Here is a 20160-nt window from a genome sequence, read left to right on the forward strand (position 1 = left end):
CTAAGCGGAGAAGAGCCCATATTCTTATCCGCAATATGTATTAATTGATTAATATTGGCTGAATCTTTAGGAAAAGAGGCAATACCGATACTGGTTGAAAGCTTTGCTCCCACTCCATTATCCACGAAGAAATTCTCTTTAAAACACGCTTTAATGTGGCGTTGCATAATGCTCAGTTCCATCGCATCTACGCTATGGATGATCAGGGCAAACTCATCACCCCCCATACGAAATACCGAATAATCAAAGGTTGGAATCGAATGTGTTAAGCGAAACGCTACTTGCTGCAACACACTGTCCCCTGCTTTATGACCATTTTGGTCGTTAATGGGCTTAAAGCCATTTAAGTCGAGAAGAAAGAGAGAGAAGGGGTTGTTGGTAGAAATTTGATTCAGCTCTTCAAACATAGCAAGGCGGTTAGCAAGCCCAGTTAGAGGGTCAGTTAATGCTAAGGTACGCTGAGCAACCGCTTCTTTATGAAAAATATAGCTAACTAAGCCAATGCAACCCAGCATCAAGAACATCAGCAGAAATTGTACCTGTGTTAGCCTATTTGCTTTTTCTTTTTGCTCTAGATAGATAGGGCTTTGCAGTTGAAAGTTTTGGTTTACATAGCCGATAACTTGGTCGTAAATCAAGTGGGCATGTTTTTCAAATACAGCCAATGACTTTTGATCTTTAACGGCCAGCAATAAGCTTTCTAATATTTTGAAATCATCAAAGTTGTTCTTAAAGAAATGCTGGGAATCCGTTCTACCCATAAAATTATCCGATTCCTTACTCGTTAGAATCAAGTCAAAACGGCTCCAAATCAGCTCATACTGCAACCAAGTGTGCGCTCTCTTCTCCTTTGACTCTAGGTAATAAGGAATCGAAGCAACCAGCTCAGAATACTCTTTGGTGAGCTGGAATAAATACCAAGTTGCATAGTTACGTTGGTCGGTATAGGAGTTGGCTAAAGAGCGTGTGGTCGAAAGTATATACAAATTAGCGACGATCAAGGCGACTGACAGGACAATCAACAGTGTTTTTGCCCGGTATAACAAGGGGTGTAAAGTGCTGTGTTTTGTAAAATTCATTATTTACCGTGAATCAATAGTTTTTCTAACTGCCACACCATTTGGGTGTAATAAATGTCATTATCTATTTGTGGATATTTATCTAGATTGTAGATCAGCCAAAATGGCCCCTTGTTTCTTATTTTCATTTCATCGCCATTCATGTGATACGCAATAATGGGTTCATAGCGAGTTAAGTTTTCAATTGCAATATTAGCGGCGTAATCATTAATGGCCAAAAATGATACAGAAGAAACCTGTCCAACTTGCAAATGATTAATTAAATCAATAACTTTAAAACCAGTGAAAGTATTTTCTTTTGGTAACCAAGGAAGCTGAGTCGTGAAGGTTTCACGAGGCAGTATCTCTGCCAATTGTGCAAGAGAATAAGTAACCCGATCTTGGTTTGGGAGGGTAATAGTTAAGCTTGCAGCATGAACAAATAAGCTGAAAAAAATAAGTGGTAAAGCGGTTATCCATCTCATCATAAACTACCTTATTTACTTCTGCTTTTTTCTTAGAGCATAGGCTAAAAGTATAAGGTGATAATTTAATCAATGAAATTATTTTCTATTTATATTTCTGTTAATTTGGTCGAATCAATCTTTAGTTTAGAACAAAAAAATCCCCACATAAGTGGGGACTTGCATATTGAAATGTTATTAGTGCCGTTACTGCCGCATTGTTTACTAAAAAATGAGATGTGCTACACCAGCTATCACTGGCAGTGTAATGAGCGTACGCAGAATAAATATGACAAACAGCTCAAGGATGTTGACAGGAATTTTGCTGCCTAACATTAATGCACCCACTTCAGACATATAGATCAACTGAGTCACTGACATGGCCGCAATCACGAAACGTGTCATTTCATTATCAATGGAAGCTGCAAGAATCGCGGGAATAAACATATCCGCAAAGCCGACCACAATGGTTTGAGATGCTTGAACAGCCTCAGGTACACCAAGTAATTCTAGAAAAGGAATAAACGGTTGGCCCAATACAGAAAATACAGAGGTGTATTCTGCAACAATCAGAGCCAGAGTACCCAAGCCCATCACGACAGGTAGCACACCAAACACCATATCAACAGCGTTACGCATGCCTTCAGCGAAGATCGATTTCGCAGATTTAACTTGGCTTGCTTTCGCCAGTGCTAATTCCATCCCCCATGAGAACGAGGTATGTCCGCTTGGAACTGCATCGGCATCTTTAGCTGGAGAGGTACCATCAATATAAGTGTTCTTTTTGAAACTTAATGGTGGCAGGCGAGGAATGATGATCGCTGCAACAAAGCCTGCAAGGCAAATGGTGCCATAAAAAGGTAGGAACAGATGCTCTAGCTTAACTTGCGCAATAACGACTAAGCTGAAGGTAATTGAAACGGCAGAAAACGTTGTACCAACAATAGCGGCTTCACGCTGTGTGTAGAATTTGCTTTCGTACTGTTTGCTGGTCAGCAAAATACCGACACTACCGTCGCCCAACCAAGAAGCCATGCAGTCGATTGCGCTACGGCCTGGAAGGTTGAAAACTGGACGCATGATTCTGCTTAATAAACTACCAAATAGCTCCAGTAGCCCGAAGTTAAGTAGTAAAGGCAGCAAAAGCCCTGCAAAAATAAATACAGAAAATAAAGTGGGTAATAAACCCTCAAGAACCATACCGCCAGTGTTTTCTTCCCAGATAGCCTTAGGGCCGATTTGGAAAAACGTCATAATGACGGCGATACCACCAAATACACGGACGGCTAACCAAAGAGCAGATGGATTAAAAAGCCCATTTAAGAAAGGACTCTTTGTAATGAATGCAGGTTGAAAAATTTTACATAAAATGGAAGCTGCAGACATAAAGGCGATGATCACTGTCACTATTGCAACAAGGTAATCACCCAAAATAGCTTGGATAGATTTAGCAAGGACGGCAACTGGAATGGTTAAGTCACCTTGGTAGCTAATTGGCGCCATAAACAAAAATAGACCAATTAACGAAGGGATGAAAAACATCCAAAAGCTACTTTGTGTTGGTGCTACAGGAGCTTCAATAGTTTGAGCGTTATCTTGCATGTCGTGTCTCGTATTACTGCGGGTCAATAGTCACCAACTTGTGGCATAAAAATGCACTAAATAGCTCTATTTAGTCATTGCAGGCAAGAATATCTATTTTTAAGATGGCTTGCAATACTATTCATTAATCAAGGTTAAGTATTCAAACAAAAGAGCTGTTATTCTCAGATAACATGGTCATTTGTTTTGTTATTGTTGCATTGGTTAATAATCTGTTGGTGGTTGAGGCGTGCGTTTTAAAAAGAGTTAAGGAGGGCTGAGGAAAATTGGGCGGTTAAGGTAAGAGGGACGGGTCAGTCAAAGGCCTTTAACCGTAGGCTAAAGGCCAAAAATGTATAGGTCCAATGAGCTTTATTGAGCTGTACTGATATTCAAACGTTGTAGGCTAACGCTGAGCGCATCATCGAATTGACTAAAGAAATTATCTTCACCGACCAAATCAACAATCCCCGCTTTTTTCAGTTTCATTGCAACACGAGTATTTGCACCAGAGATCAACACTTGCACATTCTTTTTATGGAAGTTTTCGATCATTTCCTCAATGGATTGCAGGCCAGTAATGTCCATAAATGGAACCCATTTAAGGCGAATAATTAAAATTTCTGGCTGCTCTTGAATGCTGCTCATCACACGCTCAAAGGTTTCAGCCGCAGCAAAGAAAAATGGGCCTTCTAAGGCATAAACGGCGAGCTCTCTTGGTAACTGAGTTTGCCCATGACGAAGCAGCTCAGCACTGAGCTCATGGTGTGTACTGGCTTTTACCTCAACACTAGATGCCATACGTTTTACAAAGTGAAGGGTAGCGATGATCACCCCGATGTTGACGGCGACAACTAAGTCAGCAAACACGGTTAATCCAAAGGTTAGCAACAAAATAACCACATCGGCTTTGGGTGCACGTTTAACCAATTTAATAAAGTGGGGAACTTCACTCATGTTCCATGCTACGACGAACAAAATCGCACTGAGTACTGCCAGTGGAATATTGACGGCTAATGGTGCAAGTGCAATAAGGATAATGACCAGAGTGAGCGAGTGCACCACGCCCGAAAGTGGGCTTGTCCCCCCGTTGCGTATATTGGTTGCAGTACGTGCAATGGCGCCTGTTGCTGCAATACCACCGAAGAGAGGAGCAACGATATTAGCGATACCTTGGCCGACTAATTCTTGGTTTGAGTTGTGTTTGGTGCCCGCCATACCATCGGCGACCACCGCCGAAAGCAATGATTCAATCGCACCTAGCATGGCAATCGCAAAAGCAGGGCCAATCAATAGAATAATTTGAGAGAAGCTAACTTCTGGAAGCGAAAACTCTGGCAGTCCTTGAGGTATGCCTCCAAAAGCCGATCCAATCGTGCGGATCCCTTCAAAGCCAACAAAATATTGCAACACGGTAACTGTGACGAGAGCAAGCAGTGGCCCTGGCACTTTCGAGAGCTTCGGGATCTTAGGACCGAAGATAACCAGCGCGAGTGAAAATAACGAAAGGCCTGTTGTGGCCCAATCCATCTGCGGAAAGGCATGGAAAATAGACACTAATTTTTGATGAAAATGCTCACCTTCGATCTTGGGGAGGCCGAAGAATTCTTGCCATTGCCCAACCCAGATAATGACACCGATACCGCTGGTGAAGCCGACGATTACGGGGTCAGGAATATAGCGGATGATGCTACCGAGTTTTGCGACCCCCAGAACCAATAGAATCACACCGGCCATCATAGTGGCTATCTGCAACCCGCTGACCCCATACTGGCTAACAATTCCAGCGAGTATCACGATGAAAGCGCCCGTTGGGCCGGCTATCTGCACTCGCGAGCCGCCAAACAGTGAAACGATAACGCCTGCAATAATGGCGGTGTATATCCCTTGCTCCGGTTTCACGCCAGAAGCAATAGCGAATGCCATCGCCAGTGGCAGAGCGACAACCCCTACAATCAAACCTGCACTGATATTATTTAGCCACTGTTTTGGTCGTAGCAGACCGGCTTTATAGGATTCATATACGGCAAACATAATTGATAACCTTATTGAAAATAGGGGAAAATAGAAAGCGCGGTGGATTCTACGCTCATTTAAAATGCTGTAAAGAGGGGTGAATATTCAACTGAGGTTATAAATATAGTGGTTCGGCGGCGGAATTTTTACTATTTAGAGTTGTGGATGTGAGTCTATTTTCTTATGATTCATTAGGTAGGATGTTTTTTATACAGAGATGGAGTTTGTGATGATCAATAAACGTTTTTTTAAAACAAAAGAAGAAGTCGAAGTGACCTTTGAAGTGGACGTCCCAGATACGGCTGGCAATGTTGCGATAGTAGCGGACTTTCTTGACTGGCAACCAGAACCGATGAAAAAGGTGGCGAAAAGTAATAGTTTTAAATTTAAAACCCGTTTACCTAAAGATGCTGAATTTCAATTTCGTTACTTGTTGGATGACCAACAATGGGTTAACGATCCTAGCGCTGACCAGTACATTGCCAATGGTTTTGGCGAAGAAAATAGCCTAGTGACGACTTATCAATAGGTTGTTGATAAATCTTGTGAAAGCGTGAAATATGATTAGGACAGTACTCATTTTTACGTGTAATTGTTGATTTATTATAAGGCACTCCGGTGCCTTTTTTGACCATAGAATCACACGATATAGGTGACTTTTGAAACAGAAAGTCTTAATCTTGAGGCTCTTTTGACTTAATCCACAGGATAGATAGTGCTTCCTCGTTCTCTCATTCTGCGCTTTTCTGAGCTTTCACTTCCAAAAAAAGCGTCGATTATTGGCCTACCGATTGTCGCGGCCATCGCATTTTCCTCGTCTATTCAGGATAGCTCCTTACAGCGCCAAATTGAGCTCTCTATTACCGAAACTCAAATTGTTCAGTCGATTTTATCTGATGCTATTGAGGTAAAAAATCTTCCGGATTTTGAATATGAGATTAAATCTGGTGACAATTTAAGTACTATCTTTAATCAACTTGGCTTTGGTTACCAAGACTTGATGAAGATTATGGAAACCGATTTAAACTACCTCGCATTGGATACGTTAAAACCTGGCAACATCCTCAGGTTTTGGAAAGCGCAAAATGGAAATGCGCTTTCCAAAATGGAGCTAGAATTTAGCCTAGTCGAGCGCGCGGTATATTCACGTTTAGATGATGGTACCTATGAGTTTCAAGATGTTAAAATACCGGGTGTATGGAAAGAGTTCGCCATGGTTGGCGAGATCCAAGGCAGTTTTTCTCAGTCGGTCAATTCGATAGGGTTAGGCAGCGCTGAGATAGAACAGATCGTCTCTTTACTTAAAGATAAACTCAATTTCTCTCGTGATCTTAGGGTTGGCGATCGATTTGAAGTGGTTCAATCTCGTCAATTTGTCGGTGAGAAATTGACGGGCAATCGTGAAATCCAAGCGATTAAAATCTACAGTCGAGGCAAAGACGTTTCTGCTTATTTACACCGTGATGGGCAGTACTATGACAAAAATGGTGATAGTTTACAGCGCGCATTTCAACGCTATCCGACGACAAATAAACGCATTACCTCTAACTTTGATGCGCATCGCCTGCACCCAGTCACAAAAAGAGTGGCTCCGCACAATGGTACTGATTTTGGTGTACCAGTCGGTACTCCGGTATTCTCGACTGGCGATGGTACGGTGATCATGACGCGTAAGCACCCTTATGCGGGTAATTACGTGGTGATACAACATGGCAGTACTTACAAAACACGCTATTTGCATTTGAGTAAAATTTTAGTGCGTAAAGGTCAGAAAGTATCGCGAGGTGAGCGGATCGGTTTATCTGGGCAATCGGGCCGAGTCACTGGGCCTCATCTGCATTATGAGCTGATGGTTCGAGATCGCGCAGTGAATGCCATGACCGCCAACATACCAATGGCAAACTCAGTGCCTAAAAAAGAGATGGCGGGGTTTGTTGCAAGGCGTAATGAACTCGATTCTATGCTTCAGCAGCAAGAACTGCGGTATGCCACCAGTGAGTCTTCGGCTGACCAAGAGTCTTAATGTGATAGCATAATGGATATTAGTAATCCCTCACTTTCAGAGTGAGGGTTTTTTATGCGCGCCGTACATGGCTCATGTTGTTCCAGTGAGTCACGATAGAGTGCGGTGTTTCTGGCTTTGAAAAATAGTAACCTTGGATCTGTTCACAGCCCATAGCATAGAGTTTCTCCAGAGCTTCTTGGTTCTCCACCCCTTCTGCGACGAGATCAACTCGAAGTTGATTTGCCAATTGAATAATCAACCAAACTACGCGCTCCGCTGTTTCGTTACACACCATGTTTTTGATAAAAGTGGCATCAATTTTAATGCAATCGATGGGGTAGCTATGGATGTAATTCAAGCTCGAATAGCCAGTGCCAAAGTCATCAAGCGCGATGGTAAAACCAAGTAGTCTGAGCTTATCTAAGATGTATCTAACTTCACTGGTTTGTGAAAGTAGTACTGTTTCGGTGAGCTCAATTGTGAATTCATTAGGCTCAAAGCCGTATTGAGTAATGGTTTGCATTAAGTGTTCGAGATAGCGCTTGGAGTTGATCAGTTCATGTGCCGAACAGTTAAGTCCTAATTTTACCTTGTAGCCTAAGCCCTCCTCTAGCTCAACTTTTGCTAGGCATGCCAGCTCAACAATGCGTTCTCCTAATTCCACAATTAAACCTGACTGCTCAGCAGTATCGATAAACTCAATCGGTGAAATCGCACCCAGAGTTTCGCTATTCCAGCGAGTGAGAATCTCAAAATAGTTCCACTGTTCTTGGTGACGACTGACGATCGGTTGCGCCACCACAAATAGTTCACTATTTTTACTGGTTAACTTATTGAGTTCACGGCGTAGAGCTTCTGTGATTTGGGTTTGACGATGGTATTGGTCACTCAGATGGGTATCATAGCAACGGATATTACTACCGCGAGTTTGCTTACACTCTTTGAGTGCTAAACAGGCATTGAGAATCAGTTGATCGGCCGTGATTGTCTCTTGAGTTTTCCTTGAAATGCCAATGCTTAAGCTAATTTTAATGCGATGTGATGCATCGACATAACCTGTATTTAGCTTATCCAATATACAGCGGCAGATTTGCAACGGATCATTAGAGAAGGTGATAAACGCATATTCATCCCCAGCGATTCGAAATGCCAAATTCTCTTCCGGAACGCTTTTAATGATGGCATTAGCCACAAACTTAATGATTTGGTCGCCAATATAGTGCCCATATAAGTCATTGATCGATTTAAAATTATCGATGTCTAAATAAGCAAGAGTAAACGGTTCATTGGTTGTTTCAACTAAGCGTTCTAATTTGTCAGCTAGATAACTGCGGTTCATTAAATCGGTCAGGTTGTCGTGAGAAACTTCGTAACTAAGTTGATTAACCAAGCTGTCAGAGCGTTCGCTCAACCACTTATTGCGCAGGCTGTGAACGACTATGTTCGCAATGATTCGGTGGTAGCCAATCACGAATTCCTCATCTTCGATGGGAGAATAGAAGGTAGACACGAGCATTCCGAGTATTTCGCCATTCTTGGCACGTAGTGGAATACCGATATAGGCATCAATCTTATTTTCAATTAGAAACTTGTCATCAGGAAAAATTTTGGTCACTTGTGATGGAAACAGACAGTATTCCTGTTTTGATTTCCACACTTGCTCACACGGTGTTCCCCTGAGCGGATAACCCGTGTCGTTGTTGTCTGGCGTCTCACCAGCATGAGATAAGGTGTGAGCTCTGTAATGCCATTTGTCTAACTCGACGATGCATGTACAGCAGGTTTGAAAATGTGTATGCAGCACCAATGTGGCTCGATCATGTAACTCAGAGCCATCGAGCAGCATGAGCTCGTTAATGGTGTTTAGACTAACTGCATCCCTAGCCAATGATGTTTTAGTCATATGTCGTACTCTGTTTTTTTAGAATATGCACTTAGTGACTATGGTCGACATTGTGCAGTTTTGCCACTCGCAATGATGGGTACTTGAGACGCAAAAAAATAAAATATTGGTTATTCAGCGGCTTAGTTGCAGAGTTTTATGAGTACTTTTTTGTCTAGGATAAATTTGCTCTGGTGGACAATTGTGTGATGGAAATAGACGTAACCCCAATTTAGTTACCTAGCTTCATTCGTTAATTTTTCTTTTAAGTAGTTGAGAAATAAATGAGTTCGAGTGTGTTGATAATCAAGTTTAGGGTAATAAGCGTAAACCGTTGCTTGATCAACGGTGATATCGGGTAGCAAACGTACCAGATTGCCCAAACGTAGCTCTTCTTTGACCATCACGTCGTTGGTGACAATCACTCCCATGCCATTTTTGCCTGCATAGAAAAGTGCTTCTGGATTGGTTGTCGCGAAATTACCCGATAACGATAGGCGTTTGCCCGTTGAGGTTTTTAATTCGCGCGTTGTGTGTTCTCCCCAAATCAAGACATTGTGCTGCTGAAGCTGTTCGGCAGATTTGGGCATACCATATTTTTCAATATAGTTAGGAGAAGCATAAAAGCCGGCCCTATGTTCAAATAGGGGTGAGGCTTTAAAACTGAGGGAGTTGAGTTGGTCAATTTCTCGGCTGATGAATAAATCAAGGTGAAGTTCGGGCAATTGCCCCGGAGTTGTTGTGGTCAGTTGGATTCGAATGTCAGGGTAGCGCTGTAGAAATTCATCTAAATACTGCACCAAAAATTTTGAGCCCACAGAGAGTGTCGCCCCAATTTTTAGCAGGCCAGCGGGAGTTTGGCTGACAGATCGTGTTTCATCAACCACCGATTGCCAACTTTCAAGTTGTGCTTTTGCTCTCTCATAAAAGAGAGCACCCGCTTCGGTTTGTGTCACCGTTCGTGTGGTGCGCTTAAGTAACTGCACGCCAATTTTCTCTTCCAGCCAATGTACTCGTTTACTGATGGCTGAGCTGGTGGTATTGAGCTTACGTGCCGCGCCGTTAAAGCTGCCTTCTTCAACCACTCGCATGTATGTTTTTACATTTGGTATCCAATCCATCGTTACCCTACTCATTCCTCATTGGAACTAATTCATTTCCTGAGTGCTTTATTATCAAATCTGAGTTGCCAATATATACTGAAAACGTATTTTGACACCACATCTACCGACGATAAGAGCTCACTTAGCAACCCATGAAAACTCTCGCTAGCACACCATTTAAAAAGACGCCGATGTTATTGGCGATGATGATCATTGCCACGGGCCAAGTTGGGGTGAGCATCTATTTACCTGCACTGCCGTTGATCAGCCGAGACTTAATGGTTGACCAAGCCAGTATTCAATGGCTCGTCACGCTTTTTTTAGTGGCGTTTGGAATGTCACAGCTTTTTTACGGGCCATTGTCTGATGCGGTTGGTAGACGCCCGACATTTTTACTCGGGCAGGGGATCTACTTGGCCGGTACAGTATTGTGTGTCTGTTTTTCGGATAATTTTCATGCGTTGACTGCTGGTCGCCTACTGCAAGGGCTTGGCGCGGGAAGTGCTTCTGTTCTTGGCCGCAGTGTGCTGCGTGACAGTTATGATGGTCTGCAATTAACAAAGGCGCTTTCTTACATCGCCATCACCGCCTCAATTATGCCAATTATTGCCCCCGTACTCGGTGGGTGGCTTGCCTTTCATTTAAGTTGGCAGTCCGTGTTTGTGTTCGTATTAATGTATATCTGTACCATTTTTATTTTAGGTTGGTGGATATTGCCAGAAACGTTGCCATACGCGAAACATCGGTTTCAACCTAAGGCCGTATTGCATAACTACTTGCTACTCTTGACAAATTCCCAAGTGCTGACCAGTGCCAGTTACAACTGGATCAGCTATTTATCTAGCTTAGTAACTCTGTCGGTGCTGCCTTTTCTCTTGCAAAACAAGTTGGGTTTAACGGCCGCTGATTATGGAACTGTAATGATCGTCCCTTCCGCGGGTTTGATGATAGGCAGTGTTGCCGTTAACTTACTCAATGATCGTTTTTCATCCCAGCGTTTACTTGCTTTGGCGATTGTCATTATGGCTTTTGCCGGTGTTTGGTTACTGATAACACCGATGAGCGTGTTCAATTTAGTGTGGGGATTTACTTGGTTAACGATTGCGCAAGGTATCTCATTTCCGTTATCCACCAGCATGCTGCTCGGGCCACACAAAACTCAAGCGGGTTCCGTTGCGGCTCTATCTGGCTCCATTCAAATGTGTTTAGCTGGATTTTTAGGGGGATACTTGGTGGAAAGATGGATCACGAGTCAGATGTCGCTAGGCTGGTTCTATTTAGTAACCAGTTGCGCTATGTTTTTGGTGTTGTGTTCTTCCTATCGCTTACGTCAAACCAAATTCGCTTAATGCTGTTTATACCCTTCCGGTTTGAAGCGGTTTAAGTCTAGTGGTGCATTTACATCGTACATGTCGGCACAAGAGAAATAATTTGAGGTATAATCTCGGCGACATTAATTCGACGGAAAAATCAATGCAACAAGATGAATTTCAAGCATTAGTCAAAAGCTTGTGCGAGCAAAAAACACTTCCTCAAGCGTTAGATATGCTGAAAGTATTTGAAGATCAAGATATTGCTGAAGCAGCCTTATCGTTAGTGGGTCAGTTTGCTTTAGCCGAAGTGGATGGGGAGCAACGCATTTACCACGTCGTGTTGCAAGAAAATGAGCAAGGTGAAGAAGAAGAGTTTGTCGAACACATTATGAATGAAGGCGATGACGTTATTAAGTTTGTTGCTTGGTTTTTTGAAACCATGTTTGAAGTTAAGCAGAAAGAAACTTACTTGGCTGCTGGTAAAACCTATAAGCAGCCTAAACGCGGTTAACTGAAAATTAATTACTTTATTTTGTGACTCAAGTCTTGTTTTTGTTCTTTTTTGGACTAATATACACCTCGTCAGGTAAATAAATTACATGTTGAGGTGATTCATGGGTTATGAATTAGGTGGTGCTTACGTTGGTCAATTGATCGCAAAAAAAGCGATGTATGATGCAATGCATGGCAAACCACAAGCAAAGAAAAAGTCTTTCATTAAAACGCTAGTGAAGAAATTCAGTAAATAGTGAATGCCTAAGAATTAAAAAGCCCTAGCTTGGTAACAAGCTGGGGCTTTGCTTTATTTACTGGGGTAAAAATGACTGTGCAAATTCGTCCACCATTCGTCCACAAAGAGCCCGTATACCATTACTGACTAAAGAGTCGGCGGTTTCTGAGGTGTCAGTACTTTTTCTTCTAAAGTAACCAGATGCTCTGGGGCACTACTGATTTTTTTTGGTTAGCCAATCTTCCAATTTATCACACCCGCCGATATAGCGGCTTTCTAGCCAAATTTGTGGCACGGTGACGGGTGTTTTTTGACCAATGATGGCTTTAACTTCTGGGATCATCCGGTACAGCGCCGCACTTTCTTTGACGACATCATGATAGGTGTATTGAATTCCTGCTTCATCCAGCAATTTCTTTGCTTTTACGCAGTACGGGCAAGTGGCTTTTCCATACACAATATTGCCAGTTAACTCGTCACGTTGTGCCCACTCTTTGATCACAGATTGAACCAAAACACCTCGATTTAACGCTTCTCCTTGGCTGATCACTTTACCTTCAACGACCAATATTGGGGCGTGCCATGCGCCCAATTTCAAGGGTTCCCACCAGTACGATAGCCAGTCTTTGACTTCTAACTCGATGGGAATGCCCTCCAGTTCATTATTGAAGGTGTCAGTCAAAATGTCCTTGGTGAGCGTACACTCGCCGCAAGGGATGGTGACTTTAAATGGACCCCAACTTCCAGCCCATCGGTATAGTGTGATTTTTATCGGTTTTGCCATCGTGTTTTCCTCAAGAAGCATTGCTTAGAGAATAGGAAAGAGTTGAGTGACTTTTTATTTCAACGCGAAGATTTTTTTGTTTCCCAGTGAGTAATAAAGGCCACTGAAGCGATAATGATGGCAGCGCCAAGCCATAATCGCCCGGGTGGTGCCCAGCCAAACACTAACCAACCCGCCAAAACATTCAGTGGCAGCTTCGCGTGATCAAAAGGTTGCACAAAAGACGCATCTGCCACCGCATAGGCTTTAACGATCGCCCATTGAGCCAGTGCTGTCATCGCACCCGCAAAAAGCAATATGAGCCATAGAGTGCCCCCTTGAGGTGTTTGCCAATCTGGTAAAGCGAGCAGTAGATTGAACGGTGTGATCAGTACTAAAAGGTAGACCACCATAGTAGACGGTGAGTCATGGGCAGACAGTTTTTTCACCATCAAAGAGTAACAAGCCCAAAAAAATGCCGCGCCAACAGGCAGCAACGATGCCCAGTTGAAATCGTCAGCCCAAGGTTCAAGGATGATCATCGCCCCGACAAAGCCAGTTAATGTTGCTCCCCAGCGCGCTGTACCCACTTTCTCTTTTAAAAAAAGGCCTGAGCCAATCGTGGCAAACAGAGGAGAGGTCATCAACAGTGCAATACCTTGCCAAATGGGTACGGGATAGGCGAGTGCCCATAACCAGAGTTGTATGCCAATCACAGATAAAAACACACGGAAAATATGCATGCTTAAATGCTTGGTGCGCAGCGAGTAGCGGATCCCTAACGTTGATAAATACGGCAAAATAACGACTAACGCGATGGCATATTGAACCAGCGCCACCGTGGTAGATGACAGGCCATAATTGATACTGGCGACTTGAGCAAGGCTATTGACTATCGCAAAGGCGAGGCCTGCGATTAGCATCCAACTTGCCCCTTGGATTGGGTGGTGAAGTATTTTGGTCATAGAGAAGAGGGTTATAGAAAAAGTCGTTGAATCATACTGACTTATCAGCGTTAAACCAATCTCTGAAATGAATGGAGTGGTTCAATAAATTTGAGCAAGTGTTATCCCTGCTGATTTCCACTTGTCTGAAACGCCAAACATTTTGCGTATGGGCTGTGGTGATGGGATAAAAAAAGCCCCCTAAAAAGAGGGCGAAAGAACATGAACGGCCAGTGCTCTGCCTTAGCACTGAAAAGAAGCACAAACGCTGCCATGCATTTGTACTTATTACAATGCAAGTTGTGTGCCACCTTTAACTTATTGAAAAATAGTGAACTTATATTGTTGGCTCTGTTAAGTATGGTCTAGCCTAGTGCAATGTGTTTCTTTGTGGTGCAATGCGGAAAATAAAAAAGGCCAAGCGGGTGCCTGGCCAAAAGGACAAAATCCTTAGGGAGTATATGCGTTCGTATAATTAAAATTAGAAGTTGTAACGTAGACCTAGGCGAATAGAGTCTTTTGCATCATACGCAGTGCCGAGGTCTTTTTTATCTAGGTTGTTCATTTTGTAGGCAACGTAAGTGTAGATTGATTTATTGAAATCATAACGTCCCGTCAACTCAGCAAAATCACTTTTCGTCGTTGTGACGTTTGCAGTTTCATTTTCCGTTTTTTGATACACACCAATCAAGCGGAAGTTACTTGTGATTTTGTATTGCGCAGCAAATTCAATCCCGTTGAATTCGCTCTTCGCTTTATCGTCCAAATCCCCTTGTGTATAGGTCAGGCCTAAGTACAAATCGTTCAACGTGTAATTCACACCGGCAATAATTTGATTCGCCGCACCTTGGCCTGTTCCATTATCGTTGCTTGCGTAGCCCAAGCCTAAACCAAGGCCGATAGGTAAGTTATAAATTGCAGAAAGACCGAAGCCATCGGTGTCTTTTTCTTCGCCTGCAATAAAGCTTGCTTTCACATTGAGGGCATCAAATGTAGCTGCGTAGAGGAAAGTGTTGTTGATTTGCTCATTACCTGCGTTGATGAACTCTTTTTGAGCGCCAGTATAAGTACCGATGTCTGACATTTGAGAAATTTGCACGCCAGCCGTATCTTGGCGGCCGACAGAAATAGCACCAAAATCAGCTTGTAAACCTGCAAATAGGTAACGTTGGTTGAAATCAGAATTTTTATCGTTGCTGGCGGAGGAATTAACCGTTTGCTCTGCTTCATAGGTTGCAAAACCTTTCAAAGAGTCAGAGATTTCTGTTGAACCTGTAATGTTCAAACGCGCACGGCTTTTGTTTTTCATCGTGCCTTCAATTTCTTTGCCTTTGTCATCACCACCGAAATCGCCACGAAATTCTGCACGTCCACCAACTTTAAGCTCATTTCCATCCGCTTTGTAAACGGTTGCAGCAAAAGAAGAACCTGATACCAATGCTGTAAGAATTGCGGTTGCGATTGTTGTTTTTTTCATTTTATTTACCTTATTCATAATCAATGAGCTTCAGTGCTCGAACGGTTTGATGTGAGTAAAGTAGATGTTTTAAATGAATGTTTAATTACTGATTCATGATGTTTACATGTTGTTTTTATTGATGATTTATTAAAGAGAATGTTATGTAGTGATGTTCAAAATAGTCAAGGTGCCATGAATTTTGAGTCGAAGATCTTACTTTTATCTAATGAAGATGCAAATCCATTCACTCGCGCTGTAGATGAGGTAAACTCGACGATCTTAGTCATCTCAAGGAAGAGTATATGTATTCGGTTCGTTTGGATAAACAGAAGATAACCCCGTCTAAAGTATTGTGTGTTGGACGGAACTATATTGAACATATTCAAGAGCTTAATAACACAATTCCAGAACAAATGGTGGTGTTTAATAAACCCAACACGAGCATCACAACCACTCTATCCTCGTTTCACCAAGAGACGCTTCACTATGAAGCTGAAATTTGTTTTTTGATCAAAAAAGGTCAATATAGCGCGGTTGGCTTGGGGTTAGATCTGACTAAGCGAGTACTGCAATCTCAGCTTAAAGCAAAAGGTTTACCTTGGGAGAGGGCGAAAGCATTTGACGGTTCAGCAGTACTTAGCCGATTTGTGCCATTGCATGGTATCGACATCAATAAGTTGCAGTTAGAGCTATTCATCAATTGTGTTCGGGTTCAGTGCGGTGGTGTAAACCAAATGATCTATTCACCCGCCATCATTTTAGAAGAGCTGAAATCTTACACATCGCTGCGTGATGGTGACGTTGTGATGACCGGAACGCCACAAGGAGTTGGAGAAGTGCATTGTGGCGATCTCTTTTTAGGGCGTCTTAAATGTGGAGAGCAGACCTTAATCGAGATTGAATGGCTAGCGCAATAAAACTGATTTGCGCTATTCGGGCTGCGGTTATTATCAGTATTCACCGCAGCCTCTGTCTTTAATGGGCTAAGAGCGTTAAATTTAGCAAAAAGAAAGTCGCCATGCTGATGATCGTGGTCAGCAGGACATTCTTGGTTTTCCATGCAATCAGTCCCGCTAATGCTGCGGCCCACAAGTAGGGATTATGGCGATCAAGCCAAAGTGTTTGCTCTGGCAGGAACACAATCGGAGCCCAAATAGCAGTTAATACAGCAGGGCTAGAATAAGTGAGTAAGCGCTGGATAACTGGGTTGAGACGCAGCGGTAATTTAGGCTCTAAGAATAGATAACGGCTCATAAAGACCAAAGCGGTCATGGCGAGGATAGAAAGCAGAATCATCGTTGGTTCCTCCTGCTCGAACAGAGTAAAACGTCAGAAACATAACCTGCACACATTGCGCCAATGCTTGCTAGCATTAAGCTACCTTCAACTTGCCAAAGAGTCAGGCTTACCGATAACACCAGGGCACTGATGACAGCAACGAGTATCGGTATGCTTTTAATGTTCGGAATGACAATGGCGATAAAAGTAGCCGCGACTGCAAATTCCAACCCCAACTCGTTTAAAGCGGGGATGTAGCTGCCCGCAATAATGCCGACCAGTGTGGCCAAATTCCAAACTAAATAGAAGCTTAAACCCGCACCAAGCGCGTACCAACGGTTAAACTGTTTTTCATTTTGTTGTCCGCAGACCGCAAACAGCTCATCAGTGAGCAGAAAACCCAGAATTAAACGCCAACGTGTCGGGAGTGGGCTGATTTTGCTGCGCATGGAAACGCTGTAGAGAAAATGGCGAGAAGTGATGAAAAATGTGGTGATCAGCAGAGTCAACAGCCCTGCACCTGTTTTAAACATCCCCGTGGCGACGAGTTGCGCTGAGCCTGCAAATAAAACCGCAGAGAGTGCTTGGCTCTCTAATACGGTCAGGCCACTTTCAATCGCAAATGATCCCGCCAATAAGCCCCATGGTAAAACGGCAATACTCAGCGGTAGCATGGCCAGTGCGCCTTGCCCAAAGAGGCGACCTCGAGGTTCTAAATGTACGTGGTTCAATAGTGTGCTATCCATAGTAAGTCCTTTGCTGGAAGTGATGAATCTATCAAGCCACAAGGTTGGGTCAAGCGATTGTACAAAATTGCGCTTGCTATTTGGCTAAGAACTGTTTTGGCGTTAAGCCCATTGCACGCTTAAAGTGGCGATGTAGATGACTTTGGTCATGAAACCCAGATTCTTGCGCAGCATCTGAAATGGGATGACCACTTCTCAATAGTGTTTTAGCATAACGCAACCGCGCTTGAATTTGATAGGCATGCGGTGGGAAGCCATACATTTTTTGAAATGAACGAACCAAATGATAGGGGCTAACTCCAGCTAGTTTTGATAAATCTTCTAATGAGACATCGGCCTGAGGAAAGTCATCTAAGAATTCTTTAACCGTATAGAGCGACTGCTGAATTTTAGTTTTAGGTAGTGAGATAGGAGGACTTTTGGCATGACGTGCTACCAGTTTGGTTAGGGTCGCGTACACTAATGTTTCGCGTAATAGACGGTTACTCGACTGCTCTAACGTATCAAAAACTAAACGAAATTGGTTTGCTAATTCAGGATCGTAGACTACGGGTTCTGGAAAATAAGGAGCGCATGAGTTAAAGGAACCTAACTCTTGAAGCACGGTACTAAATTGTTCTGGAAGTGGATACATGGCTTTATAGGCCCAACCACCTTCTACAGCAGAATGGCCATTATGGATTTCTTCGGCATTAACCAAAATAATGCTGTCTTGTGGAGCAATATGATGACCACCGGTGCGGTAAAATCGTTGAGCACCGCGTTCAATTACTCCAACCGTGTATCCTTCGTGGCTGTGGCGCGAAAAGTTTTGTGTTTCGTATTGTGCATCGAGAAGCTCAATTCCGCCAAGTTCATTAGCGATATAAAACTTGGCTAGTTCTCTCTTTTTGCTTTTCTGCTTGGGCATTTCATATCCTACCTTTTTGCAACAACCAGTGTAGCCGATTTATTCAGAATGGTTTTGTACAAAATTGCGCATATCAGTGTTATCCACTGAAGGCAAAAGAGTGTCGCGATGGTGCGCAACCTAAACAGATGAAATAAAAATGCCGCCAACAGTGAACTGAAGGCGGCCTGTTATTTCGTTGTGCCTATCCGGCAATGAGCGCTACAAACTGTGTTGGTGCTCTGCGATGAGCATCGCCATTTGCTCGTCGGCTTTTTTCTCGGCGCTGGCGAAATCTTCTTCTGCTTCGAAGGTTCCAACGACCTCGTAATAGCATTTCAATTTAGGCTCAGTGCCCGACGGGCGCACAATCACTCTCGCTCCACCTTCCAAGTGATAGGTCAATACATCGCTAGCAGGAAGTTGAATCGCTTGCGTTGTTCCATCGGCAATATAACGTGTTAGTGATTTGAGATCGTCGATCATGAGCACTTTTCGACCGGCGATTTCCGTTGGCGGTGTGGCGCGAAGCTTATCACCGATCGGCGGTGAGTTAGGGTCTAACTTAATGCTACGTTGTGCATTAATGTAAAAACCGTGCTGGCGGTAAATGGTTTCGAGTTGATCCCAAATAGTCTTACCTTGGCTGTATAATTCGGCCGCTAGTTGTGCAAATGCCACCATGGCCGAAAGGCCATCTTTATCCCAAACGGTTTGCCCTATGGTGTAACCCAATGCTTCTTCATAGGCCAATAAGAACTGCTGTTCATCGCTTTGTTGTTGCATCGCCACGTTAGTCAACCATTTAAAGCCAGTCAAGGTTTGGTAGTATTTTGCACCTTTCGCCTGCGCAATATTACCGAGTAAACTGGATGAGACGATGGTGTTGCCAACCAACTGCTTTGAGGCATCGGTTTTGGAGAGCAAATAGTCCCCAAATAGTGTGCCAACTTGATCGCCAGTCAGCATTTGGTATTGACCATCCGCTCGTTGTACGGCAACGGCAAATCGGTCGGCATCTGGGTCGTTGGCGCAGGCCAGTTGTGCATTTTCAGCATGAGCTAACGCGATAACCATATCCATCGCCCCCGGCTCTTCAGGGTTGGGGAAGTTGACGGTCGGGAAACGGCCATCTGGTTCGCGCTGTTCTTTCACACTGATGACATGGGTAAACCCAGCGTCATGTAGCAAAGTTTCAGCCATCTCAGCGCCGACACCATGCATCGCGGTATACGCAATGGTAAGGCATTGCGGATCAGTGTGGTGGTTCAACAATGGGCTTTGATTGAGGATACGACGGTAAGTTTGGTAATACTCTTCTGTTAGCCATTGCAAAAGGCCTTGTTGGTGCGCGTTGTCTAACGGCATCAGAGAAATAGCTCGCGTTGCCGCTAAGTCGATTTCTGCTGCAATACCTGAATCGTGAGGTGGGATAATCTGGGCACCATTTTCCCAGTACACCTTGAAACCATTGTATTCGGGTGGGTTGTGACTGGCGGTGACTACGACGGCGGCGGCGGCATTAAAGTGTTTTACCCCAAAAGCGACTACAGGGGTCGGTGCCACTTTATGCGTGAGATACACTTTGATCCCCAGCGCGGCGAGTACGGAGGCGGTATCATGTGCAAATTGCTGAGAATCTGGCCGGCCATCATAGCCAATCACCACCCCACGTGTTTTGGCATTGCTGACTTGCTGAATGAGATAGTGTCCTAAACCCGTCGCCGTTTCTTGAATTACCAGGCGGTTCATACGATTAGGGCCGCATCCCACCATGCCGCGTAAACCCGCGGTGCCGAACTCAAGGCGTGATTGAAAGCGAGCTTTTATCTCATCTAACTGATGCTGATCGACTAGTGCTTGTAGTTCTTGGCGAGTTTTAGGATCGGGATCTTTTTCTAACCACTCGGAAACGTGTTGCATCATGGT

Annotated in this window: 19 protein-coding genes; 6 read left to right on the top strand and 13 right to left on the bottom strand. The window is 43.7% G+C overall.

Translation table 11 applies throughout. The features are described from left to right. From PL85_RS02755 to PL85_RS02770, 4 genes are all read right to left on the bottom strand, one after another. Positions 1 to 1079 (bottom strand): GGDEF domain-containing protein (locus PL85_RS02755; protein WP_194573134.1); only part of this gene is annotated, 1079 nt, incomplete at its 3' end. Continuing rightward, positions 1079 to 1546: a putative pterin-binding protein gene (locus PL85_RS02760; RefSeq protein WP_064626470.1), complete on the bottom strand. Its 468-nt coding sequence runs from the start codon at positions 1544 to 1546 to the stop codon at positions 1079 to 1081. The genes PL85_RS02760 and PL85_RS02755, both read right to left, overlap by 1 nt. A gap of 201 nt (positions 1547 to 1747) precedes the next feature. Beyond that, positions 1748 to 3124: a YjiH family protein gene (locus PL85_RS02765; RefSeq protein WP_026027937.1), complete on the bottom strand. Its 1377-nt coding sequence runs from the start codon at positions 3122 to 3124 to the stop codon at positions 1748 to 1750. A 351-nt stretch (positions 3125 to 3475) separates the two neighbouring features. After that, positions 3476 to 5137, bottom strand: a complete 1662-nt coding sequence (locus tag PL85_RS02770) for a SulP family inorganic anion transporter (RefSeq protein WP_019281935.1) — start codon at positions 5135 to 5137, stop codon at positions 3476 to 3478. A 211-nt stretch (positions 5138 to 5348) separates the two neighbouring features. Here PL85_RS02770 and PL85_RS02775 point away from each other — a divergent pair, with 211 nt between their 5' ends. After that, a complete protein-coding gene (locus PL85_RS02775) occupies positions 5349 to 5648 on the top strand; it encodes an isoamylase early set domain-containing protein (RefSeq protein WP_026028657.1) in 300 nt (99 codons plus the stop codon). A 186-nt stretch (positions 5649 to 5834) separates the two neighbouring features. Further along, on the top strand, positions 5835 to 7142 hold the full coding sequence (locus tag PL85_RS02780) for a peptidoglycan DD-metalloendopeptidase family protein (RefSeq protein WP_017050287.1): 1308 nt from the start codon (positions 5835 to 5837) through the stop codon (positions 7140 to 7142). A 52-nt stretch (positions 7143 to 7194) separates the two neighbouring features. Here the strand turns inward: PL85_RS02780 and PL85_RS02785 are convergent, their stop codons facing one another. Further along, complete coding sequence (locus tag PL85_RS02785; RefSeq protein ID WP_013868105.1) at positions 7195 to 9027, bottom strand: putative bifunctional diguanylate cyclase/phosphodiesterase; 1833 nt, start codon at positions 9025 to 9027, stop codon at positions 7195 to 7197. Between the two features lie 215 nt (positions 9028 to 9242). Then, positions 9243 to 10127, bottom strand: a complete 885-nt coding sequence (locus PL85_RS02790) for a LysR family transcriptional regulator (protein ID WP_174223887.1) — start codon at positions 10125 to 10127, stop codon at positions 9243 to 9245. A 134-nt stretch (positions 10128 to 10261) separates the two neighbouring features. Between PL85_RS02790 and PL85_RS02795 the strand changes: the two genes are divergently transcribed. From PL85_RS02795 to PL85_RS18975, 3 genes are all read left to right on the top strand, one after another. Continuing rightward, entirely contained in the window at positions 10262 to 11458 is a 1197-nt protein-coding gene (locus tag PL85_RS02795) for a multidrug effflux MFS transporter (RefSeq protein ID WP_115340318.1), read from the top strand. Between the two features lie 124 nt (positions 11459 to 11582). Beyond that, positions 11583 to 11933, top strand: a complete 351-nt coding sequence (locus PL85_RS02800) for a hypothetical protein (RefSeq protein ID WP_026027570.1) — start codon at positions 11583 to 11585, stop codon at positions 11931 to 11933. Between the two features lie 103 nt (positions 11934 to 12036). Continuing rightward, positions 12037 to 12171 carry a hypothetical protein gene (locus PL85_RS18975; protein WP_013868100.1) on the top strand — a complete coding sequence of 45 codons (135 nt, stop codon included), beginning with the start codon at positions 12037 to 12039 and terminating at the stop codon, positions 12169 to 12171. 195 nt (positions 12172 to 12366) lie between these two features. Here the strand turns inward: PL85_RS18975 and PL85_RS02805 are convergent, their stop codons facing one another. From PL85_RS02805 to PL85_RS02815, 3 genes are all read right to left on the bottom strand, one after another. Continuing rightward, complete coding sequence (locus PL85_RS02805; protein WP_174223886.1) at positions 12367 to 12936, bottom strand: glutaredoxin domain-containing protein; 570 nt, start codon at positions 12934 to 12936, stop codon at positions 12367 to 12369. Between the two features lie 59 nt (positions 12937 to 12995). Continuing rightward, positions 12996 to 13880 carry a DMT family transporter gene (locus PL85_RS02810; RefSeq protein WP_069211986.1) on the bottom strand — a complete coding sequence of 295 codons (885 nt, stop codon included), beginning with the start codon at positions 13878 to 13880 and terminating at the stop codon, positions 12996 to 12998. 460 nt (positions 13881 to 14340) lie between these two features. Further along, the gene (locus PL85_RS02815; RefSeq protein ID WP_174223885.1) at positions 14341 to 15336 is read right to left on the bottom strand and encodes a porin; all 996 of its coding nucleotides are present in this window, start codon (positions 15334 to 15336) and stop codon (positions 14341 to 14343) included. A 284-nt stretch (positions 15337 to 15620) separates the two neighbouring features. Here PL85_RS02815 and PL85_RS02820 point away from each other — a divergent pair, with 284 nt between their 5' ends. Next, complete coding sequence (locus PL85_RS02820; protein WP_013868096.1) at positions 15621 to 16235, top strand: fumarylacetoacetate hydrolase family protein; 615 nt, start codon at positions 15621 to 15623, stop codon at positions 16233 to 16235. A gap of 58 nt (positions 16236 to 16293) precedes the next feature. Here the strand turns inward: PL85_RS02820 and PL85_RS02825 are convergent, their stop codons facing one another. The 4 genes from PL85_RS02825 to PL85_RS02840 all read right to left on the bottom strand — a co-directional run bounded on the left by PL85_RS02825 (position 16294) and on the right by PL85_RS02840 (position 20157). Beyond that, positions 16294 to 16614: an AzlD domain-containing protein gene (locus PL85_RS02825; protein ID WP_013868095.1), complete on the bottom strand. Its 321-nt coding sequence runs from the start codon at positions 16612 to 16614 to the stop codon at positions 16294 to 16296. Then, entirely contained in the window at positions 16611 to 17342 is a 732-nt protein-coding gene (locus tag PL85_RS02830) for an AzlC family ABC transporter permease (protein WP_115340317.1), read from the bottom strand. The genes PL85_RS02825 and PL85_RS02830 overlap by 4 nt, the downstream gene beginning before the upstream one ends. A gap of 76 nt (positions 17343 to 17418) precedes the next feature. Next, positions 17419 to 18252, bottom strand: coding sequence for an AraC family transcriptional regulator (locus PL85_RS02835; RefSeq protein ID WP_115340316.1), 834 nt, complete (start codon positions 18250 to 18252; stop codon positions 17419 to 17421). A gap of 201 nt (positions 18253 to 18453) precedes the next feature. Continuing rightward, positions 18454 to 20157: a phospho-sugar mutase gene (locus PL85_RS02840; protein ID WP_115340315.1), complete on the bottom strand. Its 1704-nt coding sequence runs from the start codon at positions 20155 to 20157 to the stop codon at positions 18454 to 18456. Positions 20158 to 20160: the final 3 nt, after the last annotated feature.

Origin of the sequence: Vibrio anguillarum (genome assembly GCF_001989995.2) — a bacterium.
GTDB classification, from domain to species: domain Bacteria; phylum Pseudomonadota; class Gammaproteobacteria; order Enterobacterales; family Vibrionaceae; genus Vibrio; species Vibrio anguillarum.